Annotated in this window: 16 protein-coding genes and 1 pseudogene; 9 read left to right on the top strand and 8 right to left on the bottom strand. The window is 59.4% G+C overall.

Going from position 1 to position 23,945, the window contains the following annotated elements; all coding sequences use genetic code 11:
- Positions 1-419 precede the first annotated feature (419 nt).
- Positions 420-4,247 (bottom strand): beta strand repeat-containing protein, encoded by a 3,828-nt coding sequence (locus tag CI41S_RS38140; protein WP_139864170.1) that lies wholly within the window; start codon positions 4,245-4,247, stop codon positions 420-422.
- A 521-nt stretch (positions 4,248-4,768) separates the two neighbouring features.
- Between CI41S_RS38140 and CI41S_RS38135 the strand changes: the two genes are divergently transcribed.
- Complete coding sequence (locus tag CI41S_RS38135; RefSeq protein ID WP_172628358.1) at positions 4,769-6,859, top strand: tetratricopeptide repeat protein; 2,091 nt, start codon at positions 4,769-4,771, stop codon at positions 6,857-6,859.
- Between the two features lie 789 nt (positions 6,860-7,648).
- Entirely contained in the window at positions 7,649-8,098 is a 450-nt protein-coding gene (locus tag CI41S_RS38130) for a NucA/NucB deoxyribonuclease domain-containing protein (protein WP_139864168.1), read from the top strand.
- Positions 8,099-8,160: 62 nt separating this feature from the next.
- Here CI41S_RS38130 and CI41S_RS38125 read toward each other — a convergent pair.
- Positions 8,161-8,298 (bottom strand): annotated as a pseudogene (locus CI41S_RS38125) (IS5/IS1182 family transposase); the annotation flags it as partial.
- Positions 8,299-8,953: 655 nt separating this feature from the next.
- Positions 8,954-9,133, bottom strand: coding sequence for a helix-turn-helix domain-containing protein (locus CI41S_RS38120; RefSeq protein ID WP_210242733.1), 180 nt, complete (start codon positions 9,131-9,133; stop codon positions 8,954-8,956).
- Between the two features lie 156 nt (positions 9,134-9,289).
- On the opposite strand from CI41S_RS38120, the gene CI41S_RS38115 reads away from it, so the two are divergent.
- Positions 9,290-9,685, top strand: coding sequence for a hypothetical protein (locus CI41S_RS38115; protein ID WP_139864166.1), 396 nt, complete (start codon positions 9,290-9,292; stop codon positions 9,683-9,685).
- 284 nt (positions 9,686-9,969) lie between these two features.
- Positions 9,970-11,526 carry an IS630 family transposase gene (locus CI41S_RS38110; protein ID WP_139864165.1) on the top strand — a complete coding sequence of 519 codons (1,557 nt, stop codon included), beginning with the start codon at positions 9,970-9,972 and terminating at the stop codon, positions 11,524-11,526.
- Positions 11,527-12,454: 928 nt separating this feature from the next.
- Here the strand turns inward: CI41S_RS38110 and CI41S_RS38105 are convergent.
- Together CI41S_RS38105 and CI41S_RS38100 are read right to left on the bottom strand one after the other, a co-directional pair.
- Positions 12,455-12,766 (bottom strand): DUF736 domain-containing protein, encoded by a 312-nt coding sequence (locus CI41S_RS38105; RefSeq protein WP_139864164.1) that lies wholly within the window; start codon positions 12,764-12,766, stop codon positions 12,455-12,457.
- A gap of 717 nt (positions 12,767-13,483) precedes the next feature.
- Positions 13,484-15,490, bottom strand: a complete 2,007-nt coding sequence (locus CI41S_RS38100) for a ParB/RepB/Spo0J family partition protein (protein ID WP_139864163.1) — start codon at positions 15,488-15,490, stop codon at positions 13,484-13,486.
- Positions 15,491-16,575: 1,085 nt separating this feature from the next.
- Here CI41S_RS38100 and CI41S_RS38095 point away from each other — a divergent pair.
- On the top strand, positions 16,576-16,797 hold the full coding sequence (locus tag CI41S_RS38095; RefSeq protein ID WP_244626820.1) for a hypothetical protein: 222 nt from the start codon (positions 16,576-16,578) through the stop codon (positions 16,795-16,797).
- 263 nt (positions 16,798-17,060) lie between these two features.
- Here the strand turns inward: CI41S_RS38095 and CI41S_RS38090 are convergent, their stop codons facing one another.
- Both CI41S_RS38090 and CI41S_RS43910 read right to left on the bottom strand, forming a co-directional pair.
- On the bottom strand, positions 17,061-18,392 hold the full coding sequence (locus CI41S_RS38090) for a tyrosine-type recombinase/integrase (RefSeq protein WP_139864161.1): 1,332 nt from the start codon (positions 18,390-18,392) through the stop codon (positions 17,061-17,063).
- 804 nt (positions 18,393-19,196) lie between these two features.
- Complete coding sequence (locus tag CI41S_RS43910; RefSeq protein WP_172627081.1) at positions 19,197-19,334, bottom strand: hypothetical protein; 138 nt, start codon at positions 19,332-19,334, stop codon at positions 19,197-19,199.
- Positions 19,335-20,996: 1,662 nt separating this feature from the next.
- Between CI41S_RS43910 and CI41S_RS38085 the strand changes: the two genes are divergently transcribed.
- Both CI41S_RS38085 and CI41S_RS38080 read left to right on the top strand, forming a co-directional pair.
- The gene (locus tag CI41S_RS38085; RefSeq protein WP_139864160.1) at positions 20,997-21,233 is read left to right on the top strand and encodes a DUF6894 family protein; all 237 of its coding nucleotides are present in this window, start codon (positions 20,997-20,999) and stop codon (positions 21,231-21,233) included.
- Between the two features lie 522 nt (positions 21,234-21,755).
- On the top strand, positions 21,756-22,541 hold the full coding sequence (locus CI41S_RS38080) for a DUF427 domain-containing protein (protein ID WP_139864159.1): 786 nt from the start codon (positions 21,756-21,758) through the stop codon (positions 22,539-22,541).
- Between the two features lie 20 nt (positions 22,542-22,561).
- On the opposite strand, the gene CI41S_RS38075 is transcribed toward CI41S_RS38080, so the two are convergent.
- Positions 22,562-22,951, bottom strand: coding sequence for a hypothetical protein (locus tag CI41S_RS38075; RefSeq protein ID WP_139485815.1), 390 nt, complete (start codon positions 22,949-22,951; stop codon positions 22,562-22,564).
- A gap of 200 nt (positions 22,952-23,151) precedes the next feature.
- Between CI41S_RS38075 and CI41S_RS38070 the strand changes: the two genes are divergently transcribed.
- Both CI41S_RS38070 and CI41S_RS38065 read left to right on the top strand, forming a co-directional pair.
- Positions 23,152-23,523: a DUF4118 domain-containing protein gene (locus CI41S_RS38070; protein ID WP_139864158.1), complete on the top strand. Its 372-nt coding sequence runs from the start codon at positions 23,152-23,154 to the stop codon at positions 23,521-23,523.
- 171 nt (positions 23,524-23,694) lie between these two features.
- Positions 23,695-23,913, top strand: coding sequence for a hypothetical protein (locus CI41S_RS38065; protein WP_139485813.1), 219 nt, complete (start codon positions 23,695-23,697; stop codon positions 23,911-23,913).
- Positions 23,914-23,945 lie beyond the last annotated feature (32 nt).

Genomic DNA, 23,945 nt, shown 5'->3' with positions numbered 1-23,945 from the left:
GACTGATAATCGAGGTTTCATTGGCTGGCGTCAGCCACGGAACTCCGTGGCAGCTCGAATTTTGCCGATAATGGCATAGACGGACTGAATCTCGAAGAAGCTGGCCGAACTTCCAATTGTTGAACGTACAAATTCCTAGGAGGCATGTAATGAGATTTAGGCGCCTTTTAGTGCTCTCTGGCTTTTGGCTGGCTGCAGCGTCACCAGCACTTGCGCTGGACGGAAGGCAAGTTCAGTTGGATCACACCATTGTCTACGCGAACAAGAGCTCCCCGCCAGCTGCCCTACGAGAACGCGGTCCGTGTGACGCCTCCGTCGCTTGGGCGGAGATCCAAGCACTACGAGCATTCACACGCATGCGGTGAGGACCTCCGGCCCAGGAGGGCTTGTGCAAGCTCTCCTTTGGCAGGTCCAGCAGCCTACATTTGGTACCGCAAACCAACCCTCGCGCCGCCGGCGGTCAAGTTGTCGCCGAAGCGGGTATCGAGCCGCACAAATCCCGACACTCCGTTTGTCAGGTTGAAGAAGTTGACCGCGGCCTGAAACTCGCCCCGGACTTTGTTGACATCGGTAGGAAGTGTAATGCCGGTACCATTGAGAATGAGCGAGTTACCCGACTGGCTGAAAACGCTGTAAACGTAACCGAGCAGACTTGGTTCGATGCGTACGCCATTCATAATGAATTCCGTGCCCACCCTGGCACCGATGCGTCCGCGAGTAGCGTCGCCATCATTGAGGGCAATGGTAGTCGGAGAGAACGCGGTCGTACCGCCGAACGTCGTGCGAACATATTCCAGCCCGGCCGTCGGCTCGATGTAGTACTTGTTAGGCAGATCGAACTTGTAGCCGATATTCGCGGTGACATCGTAGTTCGTGACGTTGGCATTCTGACTGATCCCGCCGCCATTGATGCTCAAGCCAAGGAAGTCAGTCTTGAACATCAGATCGGTGAACCAGTTCCCCCGAAGATACGTCGCATAAGCGCCGACGCTGCCGCCATCGTAATTCTGTGAGGCCGCGGAGGCCTTCAGATCGACATGCGAGTTCGTATAGCCGAGCAAGGCGCCCAGAAGGAAGGCGTCACCAGCAGAGGTGACGTTCTTTATGAGCGCATCGGCCCCCGCTAACACACCCCCGCTTCGTTGCCGATAGCCAAGATCTTGGGGCGACGTTACCCCGCCGAAGTTGATGGTGGTCGTACCGTTGCGATCTTCATAGTCTCCCCAGCCCTTGATCCAGACCGCCGGACGAACTGTCGTAACGGCAGCCGGAGGCGGCGGTGCTTTAAAAGCCGCGAACGCATCTGTTGGTTTGCGCGTTTGAGCATATCCTAGAGCCTCATCAGAATAGCCCTGTGCCTGCCCCTGAGAAGAGTTATTGAGCGAATTCCGCACATCCCAGATGTGGTCCGAGACCACACTCGAAGACTCAAACGCGATAGTCTGTGCCGCATTCAACGTAATGCCGCTTGAGAGCCCGCCTACGGACGGTATGGATCCGAGGGCGAGCGTAGCGCCCCCATTTTGCGGCAGAAGAACCAAACTCGTGGTCCCGAAGTTTTGTGCATTCGCAAGCGTAAACGTGCCGGGAGCAATCGATCCGGCTTGGATCAGCGTAGCTCCCGTCGTGAATGGCGCGGAAGGTGTCAAATTGAGCACAGAAACCGCTGTCGAACCGGAAGCATTTCCCGTGATGAAAACCTGGTCGCCTTTGGCAGTCTGCGAACTGAAGTCGAGCAGAATTCGACTACCGGGCGATCCCACATAGTTTCCGCCTATGGTGAGCCTATCGCCCGCCGCGTTGTTTTGCAGGTTGATCGTTCCTGCGTTGGCGAGGGTACCTGCACCGAGCCCTATCGTCGAATTTCCCGAAGCGTTGATGAAGCCTCCATTATTCAGCGCGGACAGGCCGGTGAACGATTGGCTCGGTACGCTTAATGTCGCTCCCGCGCTATTTGTGAAGTTGCCGTTGCCGGTCAGCGCGCCAGTAACAGTGAACGCGCCCTGATTCAGGATTGCACCATTGATTGTGCCCTGAGCATTCAAGGTCGCGGAATTCGTCAAACCGCCTGCGATGGTCCCGGTGGTTGTAAGCGTTCCGCCCGAGACGTTAACGCCGCCGTTGAGTTGACCTGCATTGCTTGCCGTGCCGGCTGTATTGGAAAACGCCCCAGCGACTACGCCGGTTGCATTGTTAACGAACGTGCCAGCATTCGCGATGCTGCCGTTCCATAGCAGATTGTTGGTGATCGTGCCGGTATTGGCCACCACGTTGCCAATCCAGGTCCCGTTGTTGGTGATAGCATTGGTGTTGTTGAGGATGTTGCCGGTCCAGGTCCCAGTGGCGCCGTTGGTGATCGTGCCCGTGTTGGTGGCAACGTTAGCAACGTAGCTGCCATTGTTGGTGATCGTGCCTGCATTGTTCAGGTCGTCCCTCACGGTGCCGCCAACGGCAACCATGATCGCACCGCCCGCGAGGTTGGTGATGCCGCCGATTGTTGCGATCAATTGCCCGTCGCTCAGGACCGTGACCACGCCGCTGTTTGTGAGCAACCCACCCAATGTCGCGGAGCCCGCAACACTAAACGTGCCGAGGTTATTCATCACGCCAGGCGAATTTAGAGTCCCAGCCACGGTCAATGTCCCGCCGTTGCTGACCAACGAGGTGCCCGTGACGCTGGCACCAGCAGCAATGGTTAGTCCACCGGCGGCAACCGTCGTTGCTCCAGTATAAGTATTGGCAGCCGTTAGCGTTGTGACCCCAGTACCGAGTTGTTGGAAGCCACCGCTGCCGGAGATGGCGCCATCGAAGGTGTAAGCATTGGAGCGGTTGATGGCGAGGATGCCGTTGTTCGCGACGTTTTTGACAATCGATCCTGTTGTGCCACCATTGCCGAGCTGAAGCGTGCCGGCGTTGATGTTAGTTCCGTTGGAATAGGTATTGGCGGCCGTAAGCACCAAGGTGCCGCTCCCAACTTTAGTGAGCGTTCCTGGAATTGGCGAACTACCAAATTCGCCGCTCGACGGTGTATCAGCTAGAACGCCCGAAAGTCTAAGCGTATTAGCCTGCGTGTCGATTGTGCTCGACGACGAAAGAAAAAATGAATTTGAGAACGTAAGGTTGTTCACGCCCGCCTGGAATGTACCACCATTCAACGTCACGGCACCAGAACCAACTGAGCTATTGTTGGTGACCTGCAGTGTGCCGGCATTGATAAGAGTACCTCCGGAATAAACATTAGCGTTTGTAAGAACCAGGGTACCGCTACCAAACTTGCTCAAGGATCCCGCGGATGAAGAAACAGCGTTGCTGATTACCCCCGTGAGCGTCAGCGTATTGGTTTGCGTGTCCACTGCATTTGTGACCCCGCCACCACTTAGATTGAAGGAATTTGAGAAACTGAGGTTATCCGCGACCGCTTGAAAGGTGCCGCCTAAGTTTGTATTCGCAACAAACGTATCATTAAACAGCTGGCCGCCCCCAAGGCCAAGCGTGACCGCCCCAGTTCCGACGGATTGATTGGTCGCAACTTGGATTGTTCCGCCGTTGATTTGGGTCCCTCCGGAATAAGTGTTTTGCCCAGAGAGAAGAGTCGTGCCGGCATTTTGCACGACCACACCTGTTCCGCTAATGGAGGGCGCAAACGTACTGAATCCGTTATAATTAAATATCAAGCCGGTATTGCTGCCCAGAAGTACGCTCGAAGCATTAAGGGTCCCAGCGGCGCCTGACTGACCGAATGCAACTCCGATTTGGAGGGATGACTGCATACCCAAGGATCCAGCCAAGGTTATCTGGCCGGCTCCGTTGGCGATTGCCAAACTGCCACCGTTATTTATCAGAATGCTCGAAATTCGGTTTGAATCAGATGCGTTTTGAATAATTACACTCTGAGCCACGGCAGACGACCCAGCTATCACAGCGAGACATCCGTTCCCGGGTATTGCTAAAGCTTCAGAAGCGCAGCCATTGGCGACGGTGACATTGTCGCTGGGGGTCGGTATGGCAAGCCCCGACCAGTTTCCAGCAGTGAACCAGCTGGTAGAGACGTTACCAGTGAAGCTTTCATCGGCGAGGGCGGGCGCAATAATCGAACCGAAAGAGGCAATCGCAGTACTGGCAAGGAGGATTCGCCGGGAACCGGGCATCCGTTTAAATTGAAAAATCATTGGACCCCCAAAAAACACTCCGCAATTCACACCAACAATTGTGTCACGTCCGAGTGCAACTGCCAGCAGGGTCAGCACAATTTAGCTCGGGTGTGTCCTCCATGCTACACTTAGGTTTGAACAATTTTCTCGCCGCGGCGGCGCTCCAAATCTCCCGCCCTTTTTGCCTACGGCTGCGGGCTCGTCGGCAGAGCACATTGCGGTCTGCCGGGAGGCAGGACTGGATCACAGCGCGGCACCGCGCGGACAACGACTGCAGCGCCGGCTCATATTGGTCGAAGGCCAAGCTATCAAGGGTGAACTGCCCTGCCCCCTCGAGCCAGTTCTGTTTGCTCGCTGGCGCCGTCTTCCCTTGCGCGTTGGTGTCCTGCCGAATGAGGAACCGAGGGGGACTCGCCTTCGCCGACGATCCGCCTCTTCTGGGCCAGGCTCAAGCGCACTTCCCTTTTGGGCCTAGCACGGCCACGATCCGTTGTGCGCCTCGATCCGGCCGGGAAGCCTGAGCCGTTGCGGCTTTGTAACCCATTGATCTGGAATGTGCTCTTGAGCTAGAATGCGAATGTTCTTTATTTTCTTGATATTTGCTTTGGGAGGCGAGCGTGGCGTCCCTCTTCCATTTTCTTCATACGCCGGCAATTCTGTTCCTAGGCTGCTTGTTTTGGATCTCTGCTTCCTCTGCTTCGGAGTGGTCCGATTGCAGCTCCGGCGACCCGGCAAAGGCCGTTCAAGGTTGCTCGGCCATCCTCAAGAATGGCAGCGCGACGCCGCCAAAGCAACGCGCGGTGGCGTTGGTCAACCGGGGCATCGCATTTTATGACCGCGGCGATCTCGACAAGGCCCGAGCCGATTACACCGCAGCTATTCAGCTCGATCCGACTAACGCCGACGCCTTTCACAATCGCGCGGATTTAATGCTGCGCAATGGAGCGCTCGAAGCCGCAATCGCCGATTATTCCCAAGCCGTTGGCCTCAACGGAAAATTTTCAAGCGCTTACAATGGCCGCGGCAATGCGCTGCGCGAAAGGGGGCAGGTGGACGAGGCGATTGCCGATTTCAACAAGGCGATCGAGCTCGATCCGAAATCGCCCTTTGCCTACAACGGTCGCGCCAATGCCTTGAGAGACAAGGGCGAATCCGAGAAAGCCATTAAGGACTACGCACAGGCCATCAGCATCGATCCGAAGTACGCGACAGCCTATATTGGCCGCGCCAACGCCTATAGCGACCAGAGCAATTGGGCAGCCGCTCTCGCCGATTACGACGCCGCCATCGCAATAGATTCGCGCGATCCAACCGGCTTCAACAACCGTGGTACGGCGTATCAGAACAAGGGCGAGCTAGACAAAGCCATTGCCGATTACAGCCAAGCCATTGCTCTCGATTCAAAGCGAGCAGCGTTTTATTTCAACCGCGCGCTTGCCTATCATTTGAAGGAGGACTTGGATCGCGCGGCAGCCGATTATTCGAGCGCGATTAGGATCGATTCAAACTACGCCTTTGCCTACCACAATCGTGGATTGATCTTGCAACGAAAGGGTGATCTCGATCGCGCCATCGCCGATTTCTCCAAGGCGATCGAAATCAATCCTCAGTACGCGCAGAACTACTCCTCGCGCGGAATTGCTTTGCTGAGAAAGGGCGATGCGCGAAAGGCGATTGTCGATCTCCAAAAAAGTGCCGGGCTGGATAACCGCCAGCCCGCCGTAATGGTTGGACTCGGAGAGGCGTACGCCAAATTGCAAATGTACCGAGAGGCCAGGGCATCGCTAGACAAGGCCCTCGAGCTTGATCCGCTTTCATCCGAAGCCTACCTGCAGCGTGGCCGGCTGATGGAAACGATGGGCGATAATGCCCAAGCCTCAAAGGATTACAGCACTGCGCTTTCCTTTGATCCCGAACTGAAAGGCGCTCAGGAGGCGCTCAAAAAGGCGAGCGAGCGGATCAAGGCTGCAAAGGTCGAACCCAGCGTCGTCCCCACCACCGGTCGCCTGAACCGGGTCGCGTTGGTGATCGGGAACGGCGATTATGTGCGGGTTCAAGGTCTGCCAAATGCCATCCACGATGCAAAGCTTGTCGCCGAAACTTTCCAAAAGATCGGCTTCCGACAGGTGATTACGGTTGAAAACCAAAACCGGGAAGGCCTGCTTGTTGCATTGCGAAAATTCCGCGATTTGGCCGATTCCGCGGAGTGGGCGGTCATTTATTACGCCGGCCACGGCATCGAGATTGACGGAACGAACTATGTAGTGCCGACGGACGCGCGCCTGCTGACCGACAGAGACGTTCCCGACGAAGCGATCTCTCTGGGCCGGTTCCTTGATGCGATTGACCGTGCAAAGGAAATGAAGCTCGTGATTCTTGATGCGTGTAGGGAAAATCCGTTCCTCAATACGATGAAGATGTCGAGCGCCTCCAGGACGATTGGACGAGGGCTTGCGAGAGTCGAGCCGGATGGTGGCACGCTCGTTGCGTACTCGGCGAAGCACGGACAAATCGCGATGGACGGCAAGGGCAGTAACAGCCCCTTTGCCAGCGCGCTAGTAAATCGCATGCTTACTCCCGAAATTGAGATCAGAAAGCTTTTTGGTCTCGTGCGAGACGATGTCTTGAGTGCGACGGACCGTAAGCAAGAACCATTTATCTATGGCACATTGGGCGGCGAAGACCACTTCCTGAACCCGCGCAATTAACTTTCGAAGGATCGAGGTCGAGCGGCAGGAACGAGTTTGAAGATGTTTGAGCCACGCGTCATAGCAATGTGCCTCATTGCGAGTTTAGTTCTGCCTGCGACTACTTGCTCGCGGTCCCATGCGCAGGACCTGGCGCGCGCCGCACTCCTGCTAGCCTCTCGCTATGAGGGGACCAAAACCGCTCTTGAAATCGCTCCTGTAGGAAAGCCCGTACTGGTGTCCAGGTTTGACACCGAGGCTTCAGTGACCCGAGTTCGCTCGGTGGAGATCCTGAAGGACTCCGGCGAACCGCCGCCGTCTACGCCAAACGCTGATCCTGCATTCAAGGCCGTCTTTCTGACGCCACGTGGCTCGACTGGCCGTCCGGTGCCAATTCAGATGGCCACGCTAGCGCAACCGGCAGAGGAGGCCGAAAGCGCAGACAAGGCCCATAAGCCGACCGCGCCTGCGCCGAGTTCGGCCGCGATCATTTCTCAGGAGAAGGTCGTAACAAAACCTACGCCAGGCCCGTCTTCGTCACGTTCCGCATCGGTCCCGAAATCGGATGGTCTTAGACCGAGCAGGACTCGTTCGGCGGAAGCAAAGGCTGCGCCGCCGCGCCCGCGGGTCGCAAGCCCGGAACGATCCAGCTACGGAGCGGCAGAAATCGGCGCATCCCGTGCCTTTACAAGATTTTGAGAAGGAATCTGTTCAAGCTACCGAGGCGCAAGTTGCGCCAGCGTACTCTCCTCTTCGTGTCATCCTAAGGTCGACAGGCGTGGATACGGTTCTTCGCGAAGGAACAGATTGATGAGCATTCCTATTATGATGATCACCTATCAATCTCACCCTAACATCTCGGATAACATATTCGACGCTCAGATGGACGGCGCGCCGAAAGTCCTGACTTATGACGGCACGAACCCGATGCTACGCAGGGCTGCCATGAGGTTCAATGATGGCGAGCATTTTGGGAAGGTGCCGATCGTCAAGCCGACCTCGGCATTTTTTGGAGGTGCCAAGACTGATCGCGACGAATACCCTTTCGCTTGCACCCTCGAAGGTGGCTCCGCAAGCAGAATTGCCCATGTCCCTTATAGCGAAAACCGTTCGGCTGGATCGTTGATGTTGGCGTTCTTCAAGAGGCACAACCTGCATAGAGGCTCCCATTTCCGAGTCCAGGTCGTCGGCCACAGACGAGGTGAAGTCACGCGGCCCTGTCGCGTGAAATGCAATGGATGCGCTTCCTTGTGCCGTTAGCTTCGAAGCTGTAACTGTTTGATATAGGCGCGCGACTGCGCTCTAGGTGGTGTGGACACTGATCGCATCCATAGGACTGAGGCCGCGAGGGTGATGACGGAGAGGTAGTTTCGTGCGGGCTTTTCGAAGCGGGTTGCGACGCGGCGGGATTGCTTGAGCTTTGAGAAGCAGCATTCGATGAGATGGCGCTGGGCATACACTCGGCCGTATCGGGAAGTGAAGCCGCAGTGGAAGCACCCGGACGCGACCGGGTATGTCCGCAGATTCAACACCGTGCCGCAGAACGATCCGCACATCGCAATTCTTCAGGATCACCGACAAAGGCGCTGCTGTCGTCGCGCAGGAATGGGGCGAATTGCGACCGTTCTCGTCCGTCGTTCTCCGATTGAGCGCCCATCGTAGATTCTACTTGTCATGAAAAGTTGCTGGAGCTGTCTTCTGTGCGTGAGGATTAACATCAATGCAAAGTTCGGGGAGCCGCAGTCAACAGCGACGTGCATCGCCGACCTCGGACACTAAGATCGATCAGATTCGTCATGCGATTACGCTACTGCGCCGTGAACCCCAGCAATGATTAACAAGGCGGCGACCGCAGATACTAGGCTGAGAGAGACGGCTCGTAGCATCCATCATTCCCGGTGAGGCGCGTTGGAGTTACACAATGCGCAACAACGAAGACACTTCAATGGGTGCGAAAATCGTGCAGATCAGCTGCGGCTATTTCGGCCCATGCGACCGCTGCTAGATCAAGCTGTGGCAAGCTTGGAGACCTGTGGCGAAACAGTACAATAAAATGCGAGCTGCTATGGGTGAGGTAAGTCCGGAGAATAACAGCGGTTGCGCAGCTTACACCGATCACTCGTTTTTCAGCAGTTTCCAAGGTTCAACGCCGAGCCCCTCAGCAATTCGGGCAATATTGTCGATCGAGACATTTCGCTCGGAACGCTCTACTCCGCTGAGATAAGTCCGGTTCAGTCCGCTCTCATACGCAAGCGCTTCCTGGCTCAACCCACGTGCAGCCCGAAGGCGGCGCATGTTCTTCGCCAGCGTGTCGCGCAGAGGGCCTTTGTGCGTCCGTTTCACAGAGACACATGGGCCAAACTGACGCCTTTAAGGCGACCGCTTTTAAGTTACAATCGGCAAGGGAAGTTGCTATAGTCACTGGAAGAAAATAGACGGCAGCGGCCAGGCATGGACTTTGAGACCGGTTCAGTAGAGGCGTTTTTGGATCTGGGATGTGGTGATGACACCCCGCTCGGCTCGCCGTCGTGCCGCGCCGGCTACCGGCTCATCGAATCCGGCGAAGTGATCTGCACTGTTAAGCTGCCCATTTCAATAGCCGAAGCGGCAATCCTCAGGCGGTCGGAGATCTCGATCATCCTGACCCCGGATGGGCGTGTCGAAGTGTCGTCATGCGGTTCGGCAGCAAACGAACAGATTGATGAGCTTGTCGCGCGGGCGGTCACCCAGGCAAATCTTCGCATGGAGGAAGCGACCGCCTCGGACTTGGAATCTCTTCTGCATCGGCTTGAACGTTCAATCGGCCTCGTGAAGGAGGCAATCGCGCGGGCACCAGCGGCCCCCTAAAGGCTTCTGCTTGGCCAGGTGGATCCATTCACCTATCGAGGCGAGGAGCATGTTCTGGTACGCTCTGTTGGGCAATGCCTACCTCAAAGCCCGGTATCTTGCGTGCTCGCTAACGACTCGGAGGCAGACCGTCGCTGCCCTGTGAGTTACGGGCAGAAAGCTCACAAGCCGACTCCAGCATCCAGCCTGCCCGTCCGGAACGAGCTTGATTGCCTATCCATCGTTCGCTGGGCACGAGTCCTATCGACCCGCGCAACCAGTGGTTCAGAACAGCGAGGTGCAGCATGCCTTGGAAGTCAAATACACTTCTCGAGGCCCGCAGCGAATTCGTGCAACTGGCGCTCGCCCCAAATGCCAACATTCAGAGCCTCTGTCGGCGCTTCCATATCAGCCGACAGACGGGCTATCGAACGCTGAAACGATATCGGATTGCCGGCGCGAAAGGTCTGGAGAGCCAGTCACGCCGACCGCACCACTCGCCTCACCGCTGTCCGGGCCCCACCGAAGCGACCGTTCTAACCGTGCGCGCCGACCACCCAACGTGGGGCGGACGAAAAATAGCGCTCCACCTTCGATCGATGGGCTGCGCCGGAGTGCCCGCGGCATCAACCATTACCGCGATTTTGACCCGCCACAACCAATTGAAAGGCCCTCCCGACGCGGGCAGGTTTTTGGGCCTGCTCGGACAGTTGCACAACCTGCGAAGTGAACAGGATCTGCCGGCTTCTCTTGAAAGTCATCCCGACCTCAAGATCCTACTCGAGAAGCTCGAAAACGGCCGGCCCGTTGAGCGGCGCCGCGCGCTCGCAATAGTCACGTCACACAGTGGGCTGCGGACAAGCGTGGCTTGCCGCATTCTCAAGCAGAGCCGATCAAGCTACGCACGTTCGGTTCGTCTGTTCCAGGTGTGTGGGGCCGAACGGCTGTTCGCCCCTCGCACTAACTCCCATCGCAAGTTCGACAGCGAGCAAGTCAAACAGGCTTTGTTCAGCATCCTGCACCAGCCGCCAGCCGATTTCGGTATCAATCGTACAACCTGGAAGATGGCTGATCTGGTGCGCGCGATGCACGAGAAAGGACAACCAGCCTGCGAAGATGTAATCCGCACGATCGTGAAAGGTGCCGGCTACCGCTGGCGCAAGGCAAGAATCGTTCTGACCTCCAACGATCGAGACTTCTCGCCAAAGCTCCAACGTATCCGTTCTATTCTCGCCGATCTCAAGGCCGAGGAAGCCTTCTTCTCGATCGACGAATTCGGACCCTTTGCGGTCAAGGCACAACCCGGACGCATGCTAATTGGCCCCGGCGAACAACATTTTGTAGCGCAATGGCAGCAATCGAAGGGCTCAATCATCGTCACCGCCGCCATTGAGTTGTCATCCAACCAAGTCACCCATTTCTACAGCCGGAAGAAGAACACCGACGAAATGATCCGCATGCTGGAGGCACTCGTTGCCGAGTACCGCGATCGCACGAAGCTTTATCTTTCTTGGGATGCCGCCTCCTGGCACGTTTCTAAGAGGCTGTTTGAATATATCGATGTCCATAACGCCAGTATTGGGAGCAGCGGCCCACAGATTGACACGGCACCGCTTCCAGCCCGCGCTCAGTTTCTCAATGTGATCGAGTCGGTCTTCAGCGGCATGGCTCGGGCCATCATTCATAACAGCAACTATGGATCGATTGACGAGGCTAAGGCGGCTATCGACCGATACTTTTGCGAACGCAACGCTCACTTCAAGGGCAATTCACGGCGCGCAGGCGGCAAGCTCTGGGGCAAGGAACGAGAGCCGGCCGAGTTCTCTCCTGCAAGCAACTGCAAAGACCCTCGGTTTGGATAAACGGTGGCGGTCTCCCTTGGCCAAGGCGCAACCGCAATTTACGAAAGTTCCACCTCGGTGAAACGGAGGGCAGCCTCTGTACCGACGACATGATCACGATTGGCCCTTAGCGTGGGCCTCCGTCATGGCCGTTCCACGATGCATACCCCACCGTGTCTTCGAAGGCTCGGGAGATTCATCCTGCACATCAACGCGCAACAACGACGCCGTGCGACTTCTCTCGGCCAAACGGAAGGTTCGGGGACGGGCGGAGCAACTTGGGTTTCCGGCCATCAACGTGTTCGATAGAAAACCATGGCCTGCTTTTGAACCGGCGGCGATGCCTGCGAGCAGCACGAAATTTCTCGGCAAGATCTCGCCGCTCCTTCCGACGCGCTCGCAACGCTTAGAACCTGCCGAGATCCGATGCAGACGTTATTCTTAAGCGGGACAAGGCGTTTAGCAATTTGTAGCGACAACATGCTTACCGCTAGCGATAAATCTTGGATGTGCAGACAACCACTTGGCCGCCCTTCGGCGCCAATGCTTTTATCTTGCCCTCCCAATCGCTCGCTATTGCGCTTCACCTCACCCCTTCTCCCTTCCTCTCTCTGCCATAGCGGGTTTCCAGGAGCGGCCTGAAATACAGCCCTTTCGCTCAACAAACGGACGGCAATTCGAACTCTGAGAGCACGCGCGGAGACATCATTCCTGCCTGCGAGACGAAGGAAATACCACGCCTCTAGATCGAAAATCAGAGCCCGATCCGCCGCGATTTTTCGTGAGATTCCCGGCAAAACGCGTCCCAAATTCCACCCCATCGATCGCGTTGTCATCGGCTGCGAAGCCCCATGTCTCAGCACAAAATGCCTCCCGCTTCCTCCCAAAGCGGCGCGAGAAACGCAAAAAGCCCCGCCTCCGAGGAGGCGGGGCGGAAGACTCCGAGGGATCAATCGCCGCTGCGCCGCGACCAGATCAGGCTGAAACCTTCCTCGCCTTCGACCTTGACCAGCGAGGCGTAGATCGGGGCCGGGAAGCTCGGATCGTCGAGCTTGACCGAGAGATATTCGCGCTCGCTGTCGCGGACGGTCTTCTTCCAGGCCGCGCCGAACTCGGTCGCGCCGGCGAAGATGCGGTAGTCGGGAGCCTTGTCGTTGTCCTTTTCGGCCGCGACGAGCTTGGCCTTGATGTTGAGCGTCAGCGTCTTGATCGAGCCGGTGTAGCCGGTGTCGGAAGCGGTGAAAGTGCCGATGGTCGCCATGATGATCTCCGTCTGGTTTGCTCGGGCCGCGCCCATCGCAGCCTCGATGGCGATCCCTTGCCCCGGGAGCGATCGGCCCGCAGCCTTAAGGCCCGCAGCGCCAGCGCAGGACGGCGAAAGCCTGCTTTTTTGTCTTCCAGCGAGGAATGCCGCCGCTTCGCGGCAGGGGAAAAAAAGCAGGCGCAGCCGTTGCGGGAAGGCGATCGAGGCCCTTGCCGCCCCCCGGGCTTGATCAGCCAATCGTGACTGCGTTGGACGCGAGCCCACCAAAGAACTGACGGAGATTTTCATGACGAGCGCCCTTGGCACCGCGCCTCAACGACGCCCAAACGGCCATAGGAATAGCCGATGACCGTGCATCAATTGCAATGAGGACGCGTCCGGATCACGCGAGGAAGCCGGGCCACATGTCTTCACAGGACACCGGTCGCACCGCCGGAATTAGCTGCCCGGATGCGCGCTGGATGCGCGCGTTTAAGACCAAGATCCGCACTTCCCGGCCGCGCTCTATACCTCGCTGGTGAAGGTCGAAGGAGGCGCGATACAGCCGCCTTGGCTGCGGCAATCGGCGTAGATCGGACGGTCGTCCGCCCCAATCGGAGGGAGCCTTTGCGTGGGAGTCGCCGCTTTACACTAATGAATCGGCCGCGCACCGTCAGGTGCGCGGCCAAAATTTTTGAGCCCACCGGGGCCGCCTAAGCGGCCGCGGCGCCGATTTCACTCCGCAGCTTCCGCTCCGAGTTCGTTGCCTTGCGCCTCGCCTTGGAGAGCGCCTTGCCCCTGCGGGACGGCCGTCCGTAGTAGCGACGGCAGCCAGCCGGTCGCCGCCAACAGCTGCTCCGCGGCTTGCGCCATGTCGGCCTTCTTCAGCGCCGTCAAGCGCTCGGCCGCCTCCCCGCCGACGCCTTCGCGGACAGCTTCCAGGATGTTTGCCTTGGTGACGCGGCCGAGATAACTGCGCACCGTTGGACGCCAGTAAGCGGTCATATCGAGGCCCACGGCCTCGGCCAAACGGCGGCCCGCCGCCAGCGCACGCGGCCTCCGGTCGAACGGCAATTTGACCGCATTGACCGTCAGGGAGACGCAATGAGCGAACAGCGCCATGCGGCTGTCGTGGTCGAGCTCGGCCACGAATTCCCACAGTCCGGCGACGTCCTTGGGCATCTGCCGTGCCCAGTTGGCATGCCGATCCGACCACATCTTGCCGGCTGGCGTGTCCTCGATCCCGTCCGCGTGCGCAGCCAGATCGGTCCTCACCGGCTGGATGCCGACCACGTGCGCGTTCGCTCCGAGATAGAAGATTTGCGCGGCGAGCGCATGGGTCACCGCCACGATGGCAACGTCAGGCTGCTCACTCAAATTGAGGCGCAGCCCCAAGGTTCGGTGCGCGGTGAGGTCGCGAACGAGGGCGTCAGACAGCTTCTGGTCCTCGTCCTCCTCGTCGCTCGTACCCTCGTCGTCCTCGCCATCCGGCGCGCCCTCCTCGCCTCCCCGGTCCTCCTCATCCCGCGCCTCGGCGTCACTTTCCGGGCCGGTTTCAGCCTCGGGTTTCTCGTCTTGGGGACGGATAAAACCGCGTTCGATCCTTAACGTGCCATCGTGATTGAGGATCACGAAAGCCCCGCCGCGTGCAACGTCCTCGGCATCATAGGCGGTCCGCATTGCTTCCAGCCGGTCGATCTCAGCCTCCAATTCGCCGAACCGCGCGTCCACGTCGTCGGGCAGTTCCTCGGCCGTCTGATGCTGCTCGGTCAGTCGGTCGAACTCCGCGTGAGCCCCCGCAAGGCTCGCCTCGTCTTCCAACGACAGCACCACCGCATGCGGGTAGACGCGGCGCATGCCGTGGGCATGCGGGAAGTCGAGATGGGGTTCCGTCCACTTCCATCCCTCGGCCGCAAGCAAGGAATCCGCCTCGCGGCCAAGCTTCGCCGTCACCAGCAAATCGAGCAGCGCCACGTCCTCCAGATAGCCGCCGCGATCCTCAGTGAAGAGGTCGCGCAGCACCGTGCCGCCCGCCTCCGTATAGGCCTCGAGCCCAACAAAACGCACGCGGCGATCCGTGGCGGGAACGTGGGTTTCTGTGAGCAGACGGCGGATGGTGCTGGCATCCCGGTCGAAGGGCAGGCGCTCATAGAGGGCTTCCTGCCGGGCATGATCATCGGTGATGGCAAAGGCCATCAGCTGCTCAAGGGTCAGATCGCCGTCGCGATAAAGCTGCACCAATCTGGGCGACACAGCGCCGAGCCGCAGGCGCTGCCGCACCACATGTGCGGTGACGCCGAAGCGCGCCGCGATCTCCTCCGCACCGAGACCGCGCTCGTCCGCAAGCTTCCGGAACGCCTCGAATTCGTCGGCCGGATGCATCTTCTCCCGGGTGACGTTCTCGTCCAGGCTGATCTCGTGCGGATCGTTCGCGGTGTCGACGATGCAGCGGATCGGCTCGTTTTTCCTGATCTCCTTGCGCTTGACCCGCAGCAGCTGGGCCAGCCGCCTGCCCTCGCCGATGGTCACGCAGAAGAACCCGGTGGCCGCCCCTTCGCCATCGACCTCCGGCTCAACCACCAGATTCTGCAGGATGCCCTTGGCCGCGATGCTCGCCGCCAACGCCTCGATCGCCGCCTCGCTGTGCGGCGTCTTGCGCGCATTCTTTGGCGACCTCTTGAGCTTGCTGAGGGGAATGCGAACCTCTGTTCCATCAGGTATTCCAACTGATTTGGCCGACATGATCATTCTTCCTTTTGCTTCCATGGGTGCAAGGCGCACTCCGCGCCTGCACCCCTGCCCGTCGGCGAGACCGGGGGTAGCAAGGGCCAGCGCGACCCGAGCGGAGGGGGATCTCCCGCCGGAAGGGCCGCTTCGCCAGAAGCGGGTCTGCACAAGCGTGCATGCCATGTCGTCCCAACTCGTCAGAGTGAGAACAGCGCGGAAGACCGGGGAGACCGCTCGGGTCGGCGCCGGCGAAAGCCGGCGCGCTACCCTGGCGCGCGCGAGGGGCAGCGCCCCTGAGCCTTCGACGATGAGAACGCTGGCGACCTGGAAGACGTGAAATCAAGCGACGAGTGACGAAATCAAAAAAGGGCAGCCGCCGACAGGGCAGTGATAGCGACGCGGGCATGCAATGCCCCGCGGGCACCGAGGCGACTGCAGTCGCGAGACCGGTTAACAAGGCACCCGAGCGCGGGACAGCGATAGCGACGCGGCATGCAATGACGGCGGGGCCCGCGGGCGAGTGCCTCCGGCGAGTGACACATTATTATCTTCTCTCTATTCTCGTCTCTTTGCGCGAGGGATCGCAGCCGGGATGGCCGAGACGCTACGTGGTTCGGTTCACAAGAGCCCAGTGCGGTCATTGCCGCACGCGCACCATCACACCTCAAGACAAAGTGAGCCGCCTGATCGAGCATGATCAGCCTAGCGCGGCGCTGTACCGGCAAGGCGGTAACTTGATCTCGAGGCCGCTGCTTGCAGCTACGCAGGCTGGCTCTTATTCAAACCTCATGATTGTATCGCCGATACATGGCGGGCAACTCACCTAAAACCCGTCGCATCCAAGTGCACACTCGTCCAACTCGTCATTCGGACTATGGTTGCATGGATTTGATGAAGTCCGATCGAAGAAGCAACGTCGAACACTTCACATCACGTCTGCAGCTGCAGATCAGCGCCTTAAGCGACACTGACGAGACGCGACGGATGCAACAGGTGGAGGCATGAGCAGCAACTGTGGAAAGCTTCGGATCGAAGCACCAGGGTCAACTAGCACTCGAGACGTGGCCGGTCCCACGAAGCGCCCCCGCAAGAGCCGTGGCATGCCGCCGCCTGCGACGTTTGATATAGATTCGCTGCCAGGTAGCTCCAACTTGACGGCATTGGAGACGGCCGCAGTCGTACGACGCACCCCCGGAGCGCTGGAGCAGTGGCGGCGCGATCCGAACCACCCGCTGAAATGGCGCTACGTCGATGGTCGCCCGCTCTATCGGGTAGATGCAGTGCGCGAATATCTGGCCTACAACATCGAGCGACACAACTAGCGGAAGGTCGGTAGAAAAGACAGCCCGCGCCCCACTGCGACGACGAATCTCGCAGCGGCGACACCAGTATCGCATGAGAGCGGCATGCCATCCCTACAATTTTTCGTTGAATAAGATCTCTATCCGAACGAGCCACGCGCGGACCTCGGCGCGTGTCGCGACGTTATCGATGGTCAGGCCGCCGCGTTCGCTGACGCGTTCCGAGCAGGTCCTCGGAGAGGCTCGATTGCTGCGGCCGACGCAGCGACTATTTGGCCAAGTCCTCAGTCCGCTCCAGCTGCATAATGTTCGCGGAGACGGCCGAGCAGCTCGGCCTTGATCGGGTCAAGCGGATTCGTCCGCTGCAGGCGCACGATTTTGCCGACCCGTTTCGCGCCGACCAACTCCGCAATGTAGTCGTGAGCCGCCTCGAACGCCATCTTGCGAATGATCCACTGCTCGTCGTGATTGTAGACCTGATCGATTCCGCTTGGCTTTTGGCCGACGCACAGCCGCTGGATTTCGTTGTCGTAGCCACAGCGTGACATGATGGTACGCAAGCTGCGCCTTAAGTCATGCATAGTGAACTTGGCGACGCTCGCTTCCTTGACCAGGCGGTTGACCATCTTGGTGAAGCCGGACATCTGGCCGCCGGTCTTTGGTGAGGGGAAGACGAAATCAGACGTGGCGCGCTGGAAATGTTTCGCGGCCGCGAGCACCTCATCAACGAGGGGGGTGCGCGGCACATCGTGGTGAAGGCCCATCTTGGTCCAGGCCGCATCGAAGGTGATGCGGTCATCCATGATGTGCTTTTGCCACTCGATCATGGTGGGCTCACTCCGGCGCGGGCCGCCGAGTAGGCACATCCTCGTCAGGAGCCCAAAGGTGCCGAGCTTGCCGGAAGCGTGCCAGACCTTGATGATTTCTTCATCGGTGAGTGCACGGCCCTTCGTTCGGCGTCCGACCCTTTGCGCCCGGGTTTCCTTGGGCTCGCGATAGCCAGCCAGCACATTGTGGTCGACATAGCCTTCGCCAACGCACCATTCGAGGAACGTGTGGGTGTGCTTGCGTAGATCCCTGGCCGCACCACGCTTGCCGGTTTTGGCGACCCGGTCGACCGCCGCCATGATTTGCCGTCGCGTCAGGTCCCCCACGCCGCTTTCGGCGTGCTCCTTGAGCCCGCGCCGCAACGCCGACATTGCCGGCTTCCAATTGACGACCTGACGTCCGGTCAAGGACGCCTGGTAGGGACCATCTTCGACGATGAGATCCGCCAGTGCGGTCCGCTGCTGTTCGGCGGCCTGTTGTCGTCTCGCCTCGCGTTTCGCATCGTTGGGGTCCATGCCCTTGACGACCTCGCCTGCGGCGATGGTGGCGGCCTTGCGCGCGGCCTTCTCATTATACTTGGGCCAGGGGCCGAGGGTCTTGCGTTGGGTTCCCCTCACCCCCGGCTTGGTGAAGAGGTAGACCCAGGTCCGGCCTCCGGTGTCGCGCATGCGTAGGGCGAGGCCGGGCAGCTTATCGTCGTGGAGATAATGCTGCGCCTTGCCGGGCGGCAACGTGGCGCTGCGGATCACCGCGTCGGTGAGTGTCAGTTGGTTGCTCGACTCCGGCATGGTCCCTCCGCTCCTTGTCGCAGTGTGCCCCGCAGTCGCCCGGATCATCCAAGCGACGGGAAAGTAGCATTGGCTTTCCATCGCTTTTCCCGCCTCGGGGCACACCAGCGTGGAAGGACGGCCCCTTCGAGAACAGAGGAGGCGCAGACCCTCCCCGATTTGTGTGCCCCAAGGGAAAGTCTGCAGCGGGCACAACGGGGGCACACAAAATGCAGTATGGCCACTTAGGGGCCTTGAGGCTAAAGAGACCATAAGCCGCTGTAGCAAAATGAATTATTTCGACAACACTATGGCTGCGCGTGGTCGGCTTGGATCTACGGATTGTGGTTCACACGGGAGAGGTCCAAGGTTCGATCCCTTGTGCGTCCACCATCTAACCTGCTGAAATCATTGCGTTGTTGGAGCCAATCGAGGTTAGTCCATTCGGCAATTATCGGCTGAAATGGGCAGAACCAAGTAGCAACGCCCGCGGAAAATCCGTGGAATATGTTCGCTTCCCGTTCGCTGAGCGCGCCACGCGCTGGCGCTGTATTTCGTTTGGTACAATTTCATTAAGCCGCACAAGTCACTTAAGGGGCCCCTACAAGAAGCGCCTAGAGGCCGCCAACTGAGGCGGCCTCCGTTTCCTACATCAATAGGGCGATAGCCATGATTGCGATGGGGCTCAGCCCGAGCGCCACGATGAGCGCGCTAAAAGGTAGGTCACCTCTCATGACACAACCCCTGCGTTTGGGGTTGGGACCCTATTCCTCATGCTGGGCGACCGCTAGTGCGATTTGTGCCACGGCACGGCCGGCCAAGCTCTTACAGGAACAAGGCCGCAGTCGCCACCATCGCGAGCGCGATCGAAATCAAGCAAGCAATGGAAATCCAGTCGTAGCGTTCGGTCATGTCGATACGCTCACCCGACGCGACCGCCTCGTCTTGATCAAGGTCAACCATATTCAGGTCATCTGATCTCTTAGGACCGGTATTCGCGATGCTTGCCCCGGCGGGGACCCCGCCTTGGCGGCCTTGTCGTAGTGCTCTAAAGCGAGAACCCGCAGGGCGGTGGCTTTGGCTGGGTCGGATTCAGTTAGAGCTAGCCGGGAGGCCAACTCTGCTTGGCGTAGATGATATTCAGCAGACCTCACGTCGTGTTCCCCGTACTCCTTTCGGTGACGGGATTCATGACGCTGAAAAAGGCAGACCGTTCCAAAGATTCTGTCCACAACAGCAGACAGGCTTTTTGTTCCACGGCTGACCCGGCCTCACAGCACGCGCTGGTATGCCTCAGTTTGAATTTGAACTACTTCCTCGGCTCTAACCGACCGACGCGCCTGCTACCGCACCAGACCTCGACGACGTGTTCATGGAGATACTTGCGCGCAGCCGACAAAGCCTCGTCGTCAGTGAGGCATCTGACGTTGATTGACGGCGCGTCTATGTGCCCGTCATCGTCAAGAATGTAGATGCGGTACTCTTTCACGGCAGTCCACCCAAGCGGCAAAAGCATGCGCCGGGAACTCGCCGGAGTCTATATACACAGGATAATCATAATCCCGCGTCACTTTGCGAACGAACGATTGCACGAGGCCGCCTCAGACTGGCGGCCTCGCATAGCTCCATTCCTGCAATGGGACAATTTCCCGTAGCATTCCGGTGCAAGCTTCGCGCAACGATTGCTATCTCTGGCGCATGCCGAGCACCTTCAACCATAGAGGCGTCACGTTCGCCGTGAAACGCGTATACGACGATCAATTCGAGATCATCATTGAGATCGATGGAGAAACGACCAGCCACACGGTGCGCACACGCCTTGCAGAACTTGCGAAGCGCCGCGCGGAGATACTGATCAATCGTAAGCTGCTGAAAAGGAAAATCAGACCCGTGTAAGGCCGCCTCAGTTGGTGGCCTCGTTCATTTGGACATCCCGCAGAAAAGAAACGGCCCCAGCGAGGGCACACGCTGAGGCCAAGGACGTCCGTCATGCAGAGAAAAGACGATCAATCGCCCAGAAAGGCAACGCAACCAAGAACGAGCACAATGAAGGTTGCCGCAACCAGCACGATGTAGCTGTACTCAACGTCATCGGCGTGATCGATCTCGGTCATGACGGCCACCTTAGCGCTCGGATCGCTAGTTTGCATTACTTATGCGCGTCAGAAATGATGCCCTAATTCAAAGAACGGCCCCGGCGCTCCACCGGGGCTGGCTGGCAACGCGCCAGAGCCGTCCCCACAAGGCGCTCCGGCGGGGGAGCGCCGACTTCATCGTACCGGGAGAATGCGTCAATCCAGGCTGCTCACCCGGATTACTCCTGCGCGATAGCCGATTTGGTACATGAACCTTGGCATACGGTGTGCAGACTTACTCTTGTCAGGATTTTGCACTCCTTCCTGGGGCTAGGGCCAACGCCGTCCGCGTGTATTCCGATCGGACGGCGTTGTGCTGTCTGCCCAATAAGAAGCCCCCCGGCGTGGAGGCCGGAGGCCTAAATCCGGCGTTCTCCGTGGGTGAACAGAATTCCTCGCCGCGCGCTTCGGAAGCTGGCTCTCCGGCTGAGCCTAGGAACGAACTCCGCGCCTCTGCTGTTGCCCGCCGTGACGGCCGATGGAGGCGTTAGTGGCGCGCTACTTCTTCGACATCAGGGACGTGACCGGGCTCTACCCCGACGAAGAGGGCATGGAGTTCCCAGATCAGAAGGCGGCGGAGGTTGAAGCCGCACGCACCTTGGCAGAGATAGCCAAAGACGCGGCTCCGATGGATGAGCGGACCGACGTGATAATCGAAGTGCGAACGGGGGCCGGCCCCATTTTCAAGGCCGCATTTATTTTTGAAACACGCGCCCCTAAACAGTAAGGCCGCTCAGTGGGCGGCCTCTTCCATTCAAATACGCCTTCCTTCAGCGCTTGACGTTAGGCGGTTCATCATCCTCCCACTCCAGCTCGCAGACAATCCGAGCTTCCACGCTCGTTTCAACGGTGAAATATTTCGCGTGCTCGGCGAGAAGTCGTTGTGCCGCCTCCTCAGCTCATTCAATCACTTACGGACTGAATAAAACGCGGCTGATCACCAGCCGCGGCCCTGATGTCATTCGGCTCCCGATCGCACCGGGCGCGAGAAGTGCAGCACGACTGAAGCAATCGCGGCAAACGACCCAAAGCGGCTGCGATCATCATCTGGTAGGATCTGTCGTGAGCTGGATGCAGCTCTGCGACACGCTCAAAGATCACCCGTGCGAGACCATTCCCTTCGGCTGCCGTCAGGGCTCGGTCGGATCTTGAGCTCGCCGCGCCGACTACGGCGTGATCCGTGCGCGCATACGCATAGCGCGCCGTACGCCGACGCCTGATCTACGGGTCCAAAAGAAGGAGCTTCGAGATGACTGAGGCGCTCGCACGACCGGTCGTTCCATCCGCCGAGGCGCGGGCCCGGCTCAAGGAGGGCGTACACATCGAACGCAGCCCTCGCCGGGTGCGGACGTATTTTGGCGGCAAGCTGATCGCCGACAGCGAGGACGTTCTCCTCGTCTATGAAACGAAGCGGCCGCCGGCCTACTGGTTTCCGATTGCGGATGTCCGGATGGAGCACCTGGAGCAGTCACAGCAAGGGGCGGACACCATTCGCTGGCGCCTGGTCGTGGGGGATCGCATCGCCCCCAACGCGGCCCGCGCTTACGTCAAGCCGACCGATGATCGAGCCGCACTCGAGGGCCACCTTACCTTTTTCTGGAATGAGATGGACGCGTGGTTCGAGGAGGATGAGCAGGTCTTCGTGCATCCCCGAGATCCGTACACACGGGTCGACACCGTCCACAGTTCGCGGCACGTCCGCGTGGAGATTGACGGCATGACGCTGGGTGAAACGCGCCGACCCATCCTGCTGTTCGAGACCGGGCTGCCGACCCGCTATTACATCCCGAAGCTCGACGTGCGAATGGATCTGCTCGAATCGACGGACTCGGTGACGCGATGCCCGTACAAGGGTGCCGCGCGCTACTGGTCCGCCCGGGTCGGCGACAAGCTCGTCAAGGACATCGTGTGGAGTTATCCGGCGCCAATTCCCGAGTGTCCGAAGATCGAAAATCTGCTCTGCTTCTACAATGAGCATGTCGACCTGTACGTCGACGGGGTGCTGCAGGATCGACCGATCACGCCGTTCTCTTGAACGTCGAGATCCCGCTCAAATCACCTTTCCGACCGGCCTCGCGCGTTGCTCACCGGCACGGCGCGCGGCCGGGGCGATGACGGCTGCTCCGGGCGGCGGTGGAGCTCGCCGAGCAGGTCGCGGACGGCGCCGTCGAACTCGTCGGTCCGCGGGTGGCGATCGGCCGGCTGCGCGGCGCTCGGCCGTTGCCGGCGGCGGCCGGAGACATCGTCATTGGCGGCAACGAGCAGGCCCTCGAGATTGATGGCCTCGTCCCGGCCGGCGGCGGCCGCCGCGGGCTTGCGCTGCTGCGGACGACCCTCACCGCGCGCAGCCCGGCGCCGGCGCCGGGCGACGATCCCGCGCACGACGAATCCGGCGCCGTAGCCGAGGCCGAAGGTGAGAAGAATGATCAGAAGTCCCATCATCATGGTGTCGTCCCTCGATCACCCTGCCGCAGCGCAATAAGCGCGACAATGCGGCAGGGGCTTGACCACCGCGGGGTTCCCCGGTGCGGCCAATGGTGCGATGGCCGATCCCGGCCAGGCGCACCCCACGGACTCCTACGGACTTTTTTTTACAGGCCTGCTCGGATAGCTTCCCGGAACTTCGCGGGGGCGGGGAAATCTTGATGCGTAAGAGCAATGACTACATTCTGAGCCTGCGGCAGTGGTCGTGGTCGACGTTCGTGGTGGCCCTGCTGGCCGTGGCCCTTGCCGCCGCGATGCAGAAGATCTTCGCAAGCTTCGGCTTGCAGCTCTATTTCGCCGGCTTCGTGCCGGCGATTTTGATTGCCGGTCTGCTCGGCGGCGCGCCCGCCGGGGCGTTTGCCACCATCATCACGGTTCCGATCGTCTGGTGGATGTTCATGCCGCCCTATTTCGATTTCAGCTGGCCCACCGCGGCCGACTATGACCGGCTTTCGACGTTCCTGCTGTCGAGCGCGCTGCTGGTCTGTTTCTCGCAGCTCTATCGCGAAGCGCTGGTCATCCTGCGGAAGTAAGCCCGGATCACGCCCGGCGACCCCCGTCCCGCACCGTCAGCGATGATGCCGACAACGGCTGCCGGCCGCCGCCGTTCACACACACTTCACGGACTGCTGATCCGTGTAGTGGAACCCTGCGACATTCCGTCTCGTTGACGCCTGCCGGAAACCAAACGGGAGACCTATCCGATGCGAACTCTGATCCTCGCCGCCACCGCGCTTGCCTTCGTCTCGTCCACCGCACTAGCGCAAGACAAGGCCGGCAGCCCCGCGCCAGCGGCGCAGAGCGGTGACACCATGTCCAAGGGCGAGGCGAGCAAGATGGCGCCGAAGAAGGCGAAGAAAACCGCCAAGAACACCGCCAAGAAATCCGGCGCCAAATCCGGCGAGGATGCCACCAAGCAATAACAATCGCGCGTCCGCACGCACAGAAAAGGCCG

This window comes from Bradyrhizobium ivorense, from assembly GCF_900696085.1.
Classification (GTDB): domain Bacteria; phylum Pseudomonadota; class Alphaproteobacteria; order Rhizobiales; family Xanthobacteraceae; genus Bradyrhizobium; species Bradyrhizobium ivorense.
Note: the sequence above shows the minus strand (reverse complement) of the source record. Positions and strands in the feature narration are given on the sequence as shown.

Excerpts from the sequence above, each read along its gene's own strand:
- CI41S_RS38130 (WP_139864168.1), top strand. The coding sequence starts at position 7,649 with ATGAGCATTCCTATTATGATGATCACCTATCAATCTCACCCTAACATC.
- CI41S_RS38120 (WP_210242733.1), bottom strand. The coding sequence starts at position 9,133 with ATGCGCCGCCTTCGGGCTGCACGTGGGTTGAGCCAGGAAGCGCTTGCG.
- CI41S_RS38115 (WP_139864166.1), top strand. The coding sequence starts at position 9,290 with ATGGACTTTGAGACCGGTTCAGTAGAGGCGTTTTTGGATCTGGGATGT.
- CI41S_RS38110 (WP_139864165.1), top strand. The coding sequence starts at position 9,970 with ATGCCTTGGAAGTCAAATACACTTCTCGAGGCCCGCAGCGAATTCGTG.
- CI41S_RS38105 (WP_139864164.1), bottom strand. The coding sequence starts at position 12,766 with ATGGCGACCATCGGCACTTTCACCGCTTCCGACACCGGCTACACCGGC.
- CI41S_RS38100 (WP_139864163.1), bottom strand. The coding sequence starts at position 15,490 with ATGTCGGCCAAATCAGTTGGAATACCTGATGGAACAGAGGTTCGCATT.
- CI41S_RS38095 (WP_244626820.1), top strand. The coding sequence starts at position 16,576 with ATGCCGCCGCCTGCGACGTTTGATATAGATTCGCTGCCAGGTAGCTCC.
- CI41S_RS38090 (WP_139864161.1), bottom strand. The coding sequence starts at position 18,392 with ATGCCGGAGTCGAGCAACCAACTGACACTCACCGACGCGGTGATCCGC.
- CI41S_RS43910 (WP_172627081.1), bottom strand. The coding sequence starts at position 19,334 with ATGGTTGACCTTGATCAAGACGAGGCGGTCGCGTCGGGTGAGCGTATC.
- CI41S_RS38080 (WP_139864159.1), top strand. The coding sequence starts at position 21,756 with ATGACTGAGGCGCTCGCACGACCGGTCGTTCCATCCGCCGAGGCGCGG.
- CI41S_RS38075 (WP_139485815.1), bottom strand. The coding sequence starts at position 22,951 with ATGATGATGGGACTTCTGATCATTCTTCTCACCTTCGGCCTCGGCTAC.
- CI41S_RS38070 (WP_139864158.1), top strand. The coding sequence starts at position 23,152 with ATGCGTAAGAGCAATGACTACATTCTGAGCCTGCGGCAGTGGTCGTGG.
- CI41S_RS38065 (WP_139485813.1), top strand. The coding sequence starts at position 23,695 with ATGCGAACTCTGATCCTCGCCGCCACCGCGCTTGCCTTCGTCTCGTCC.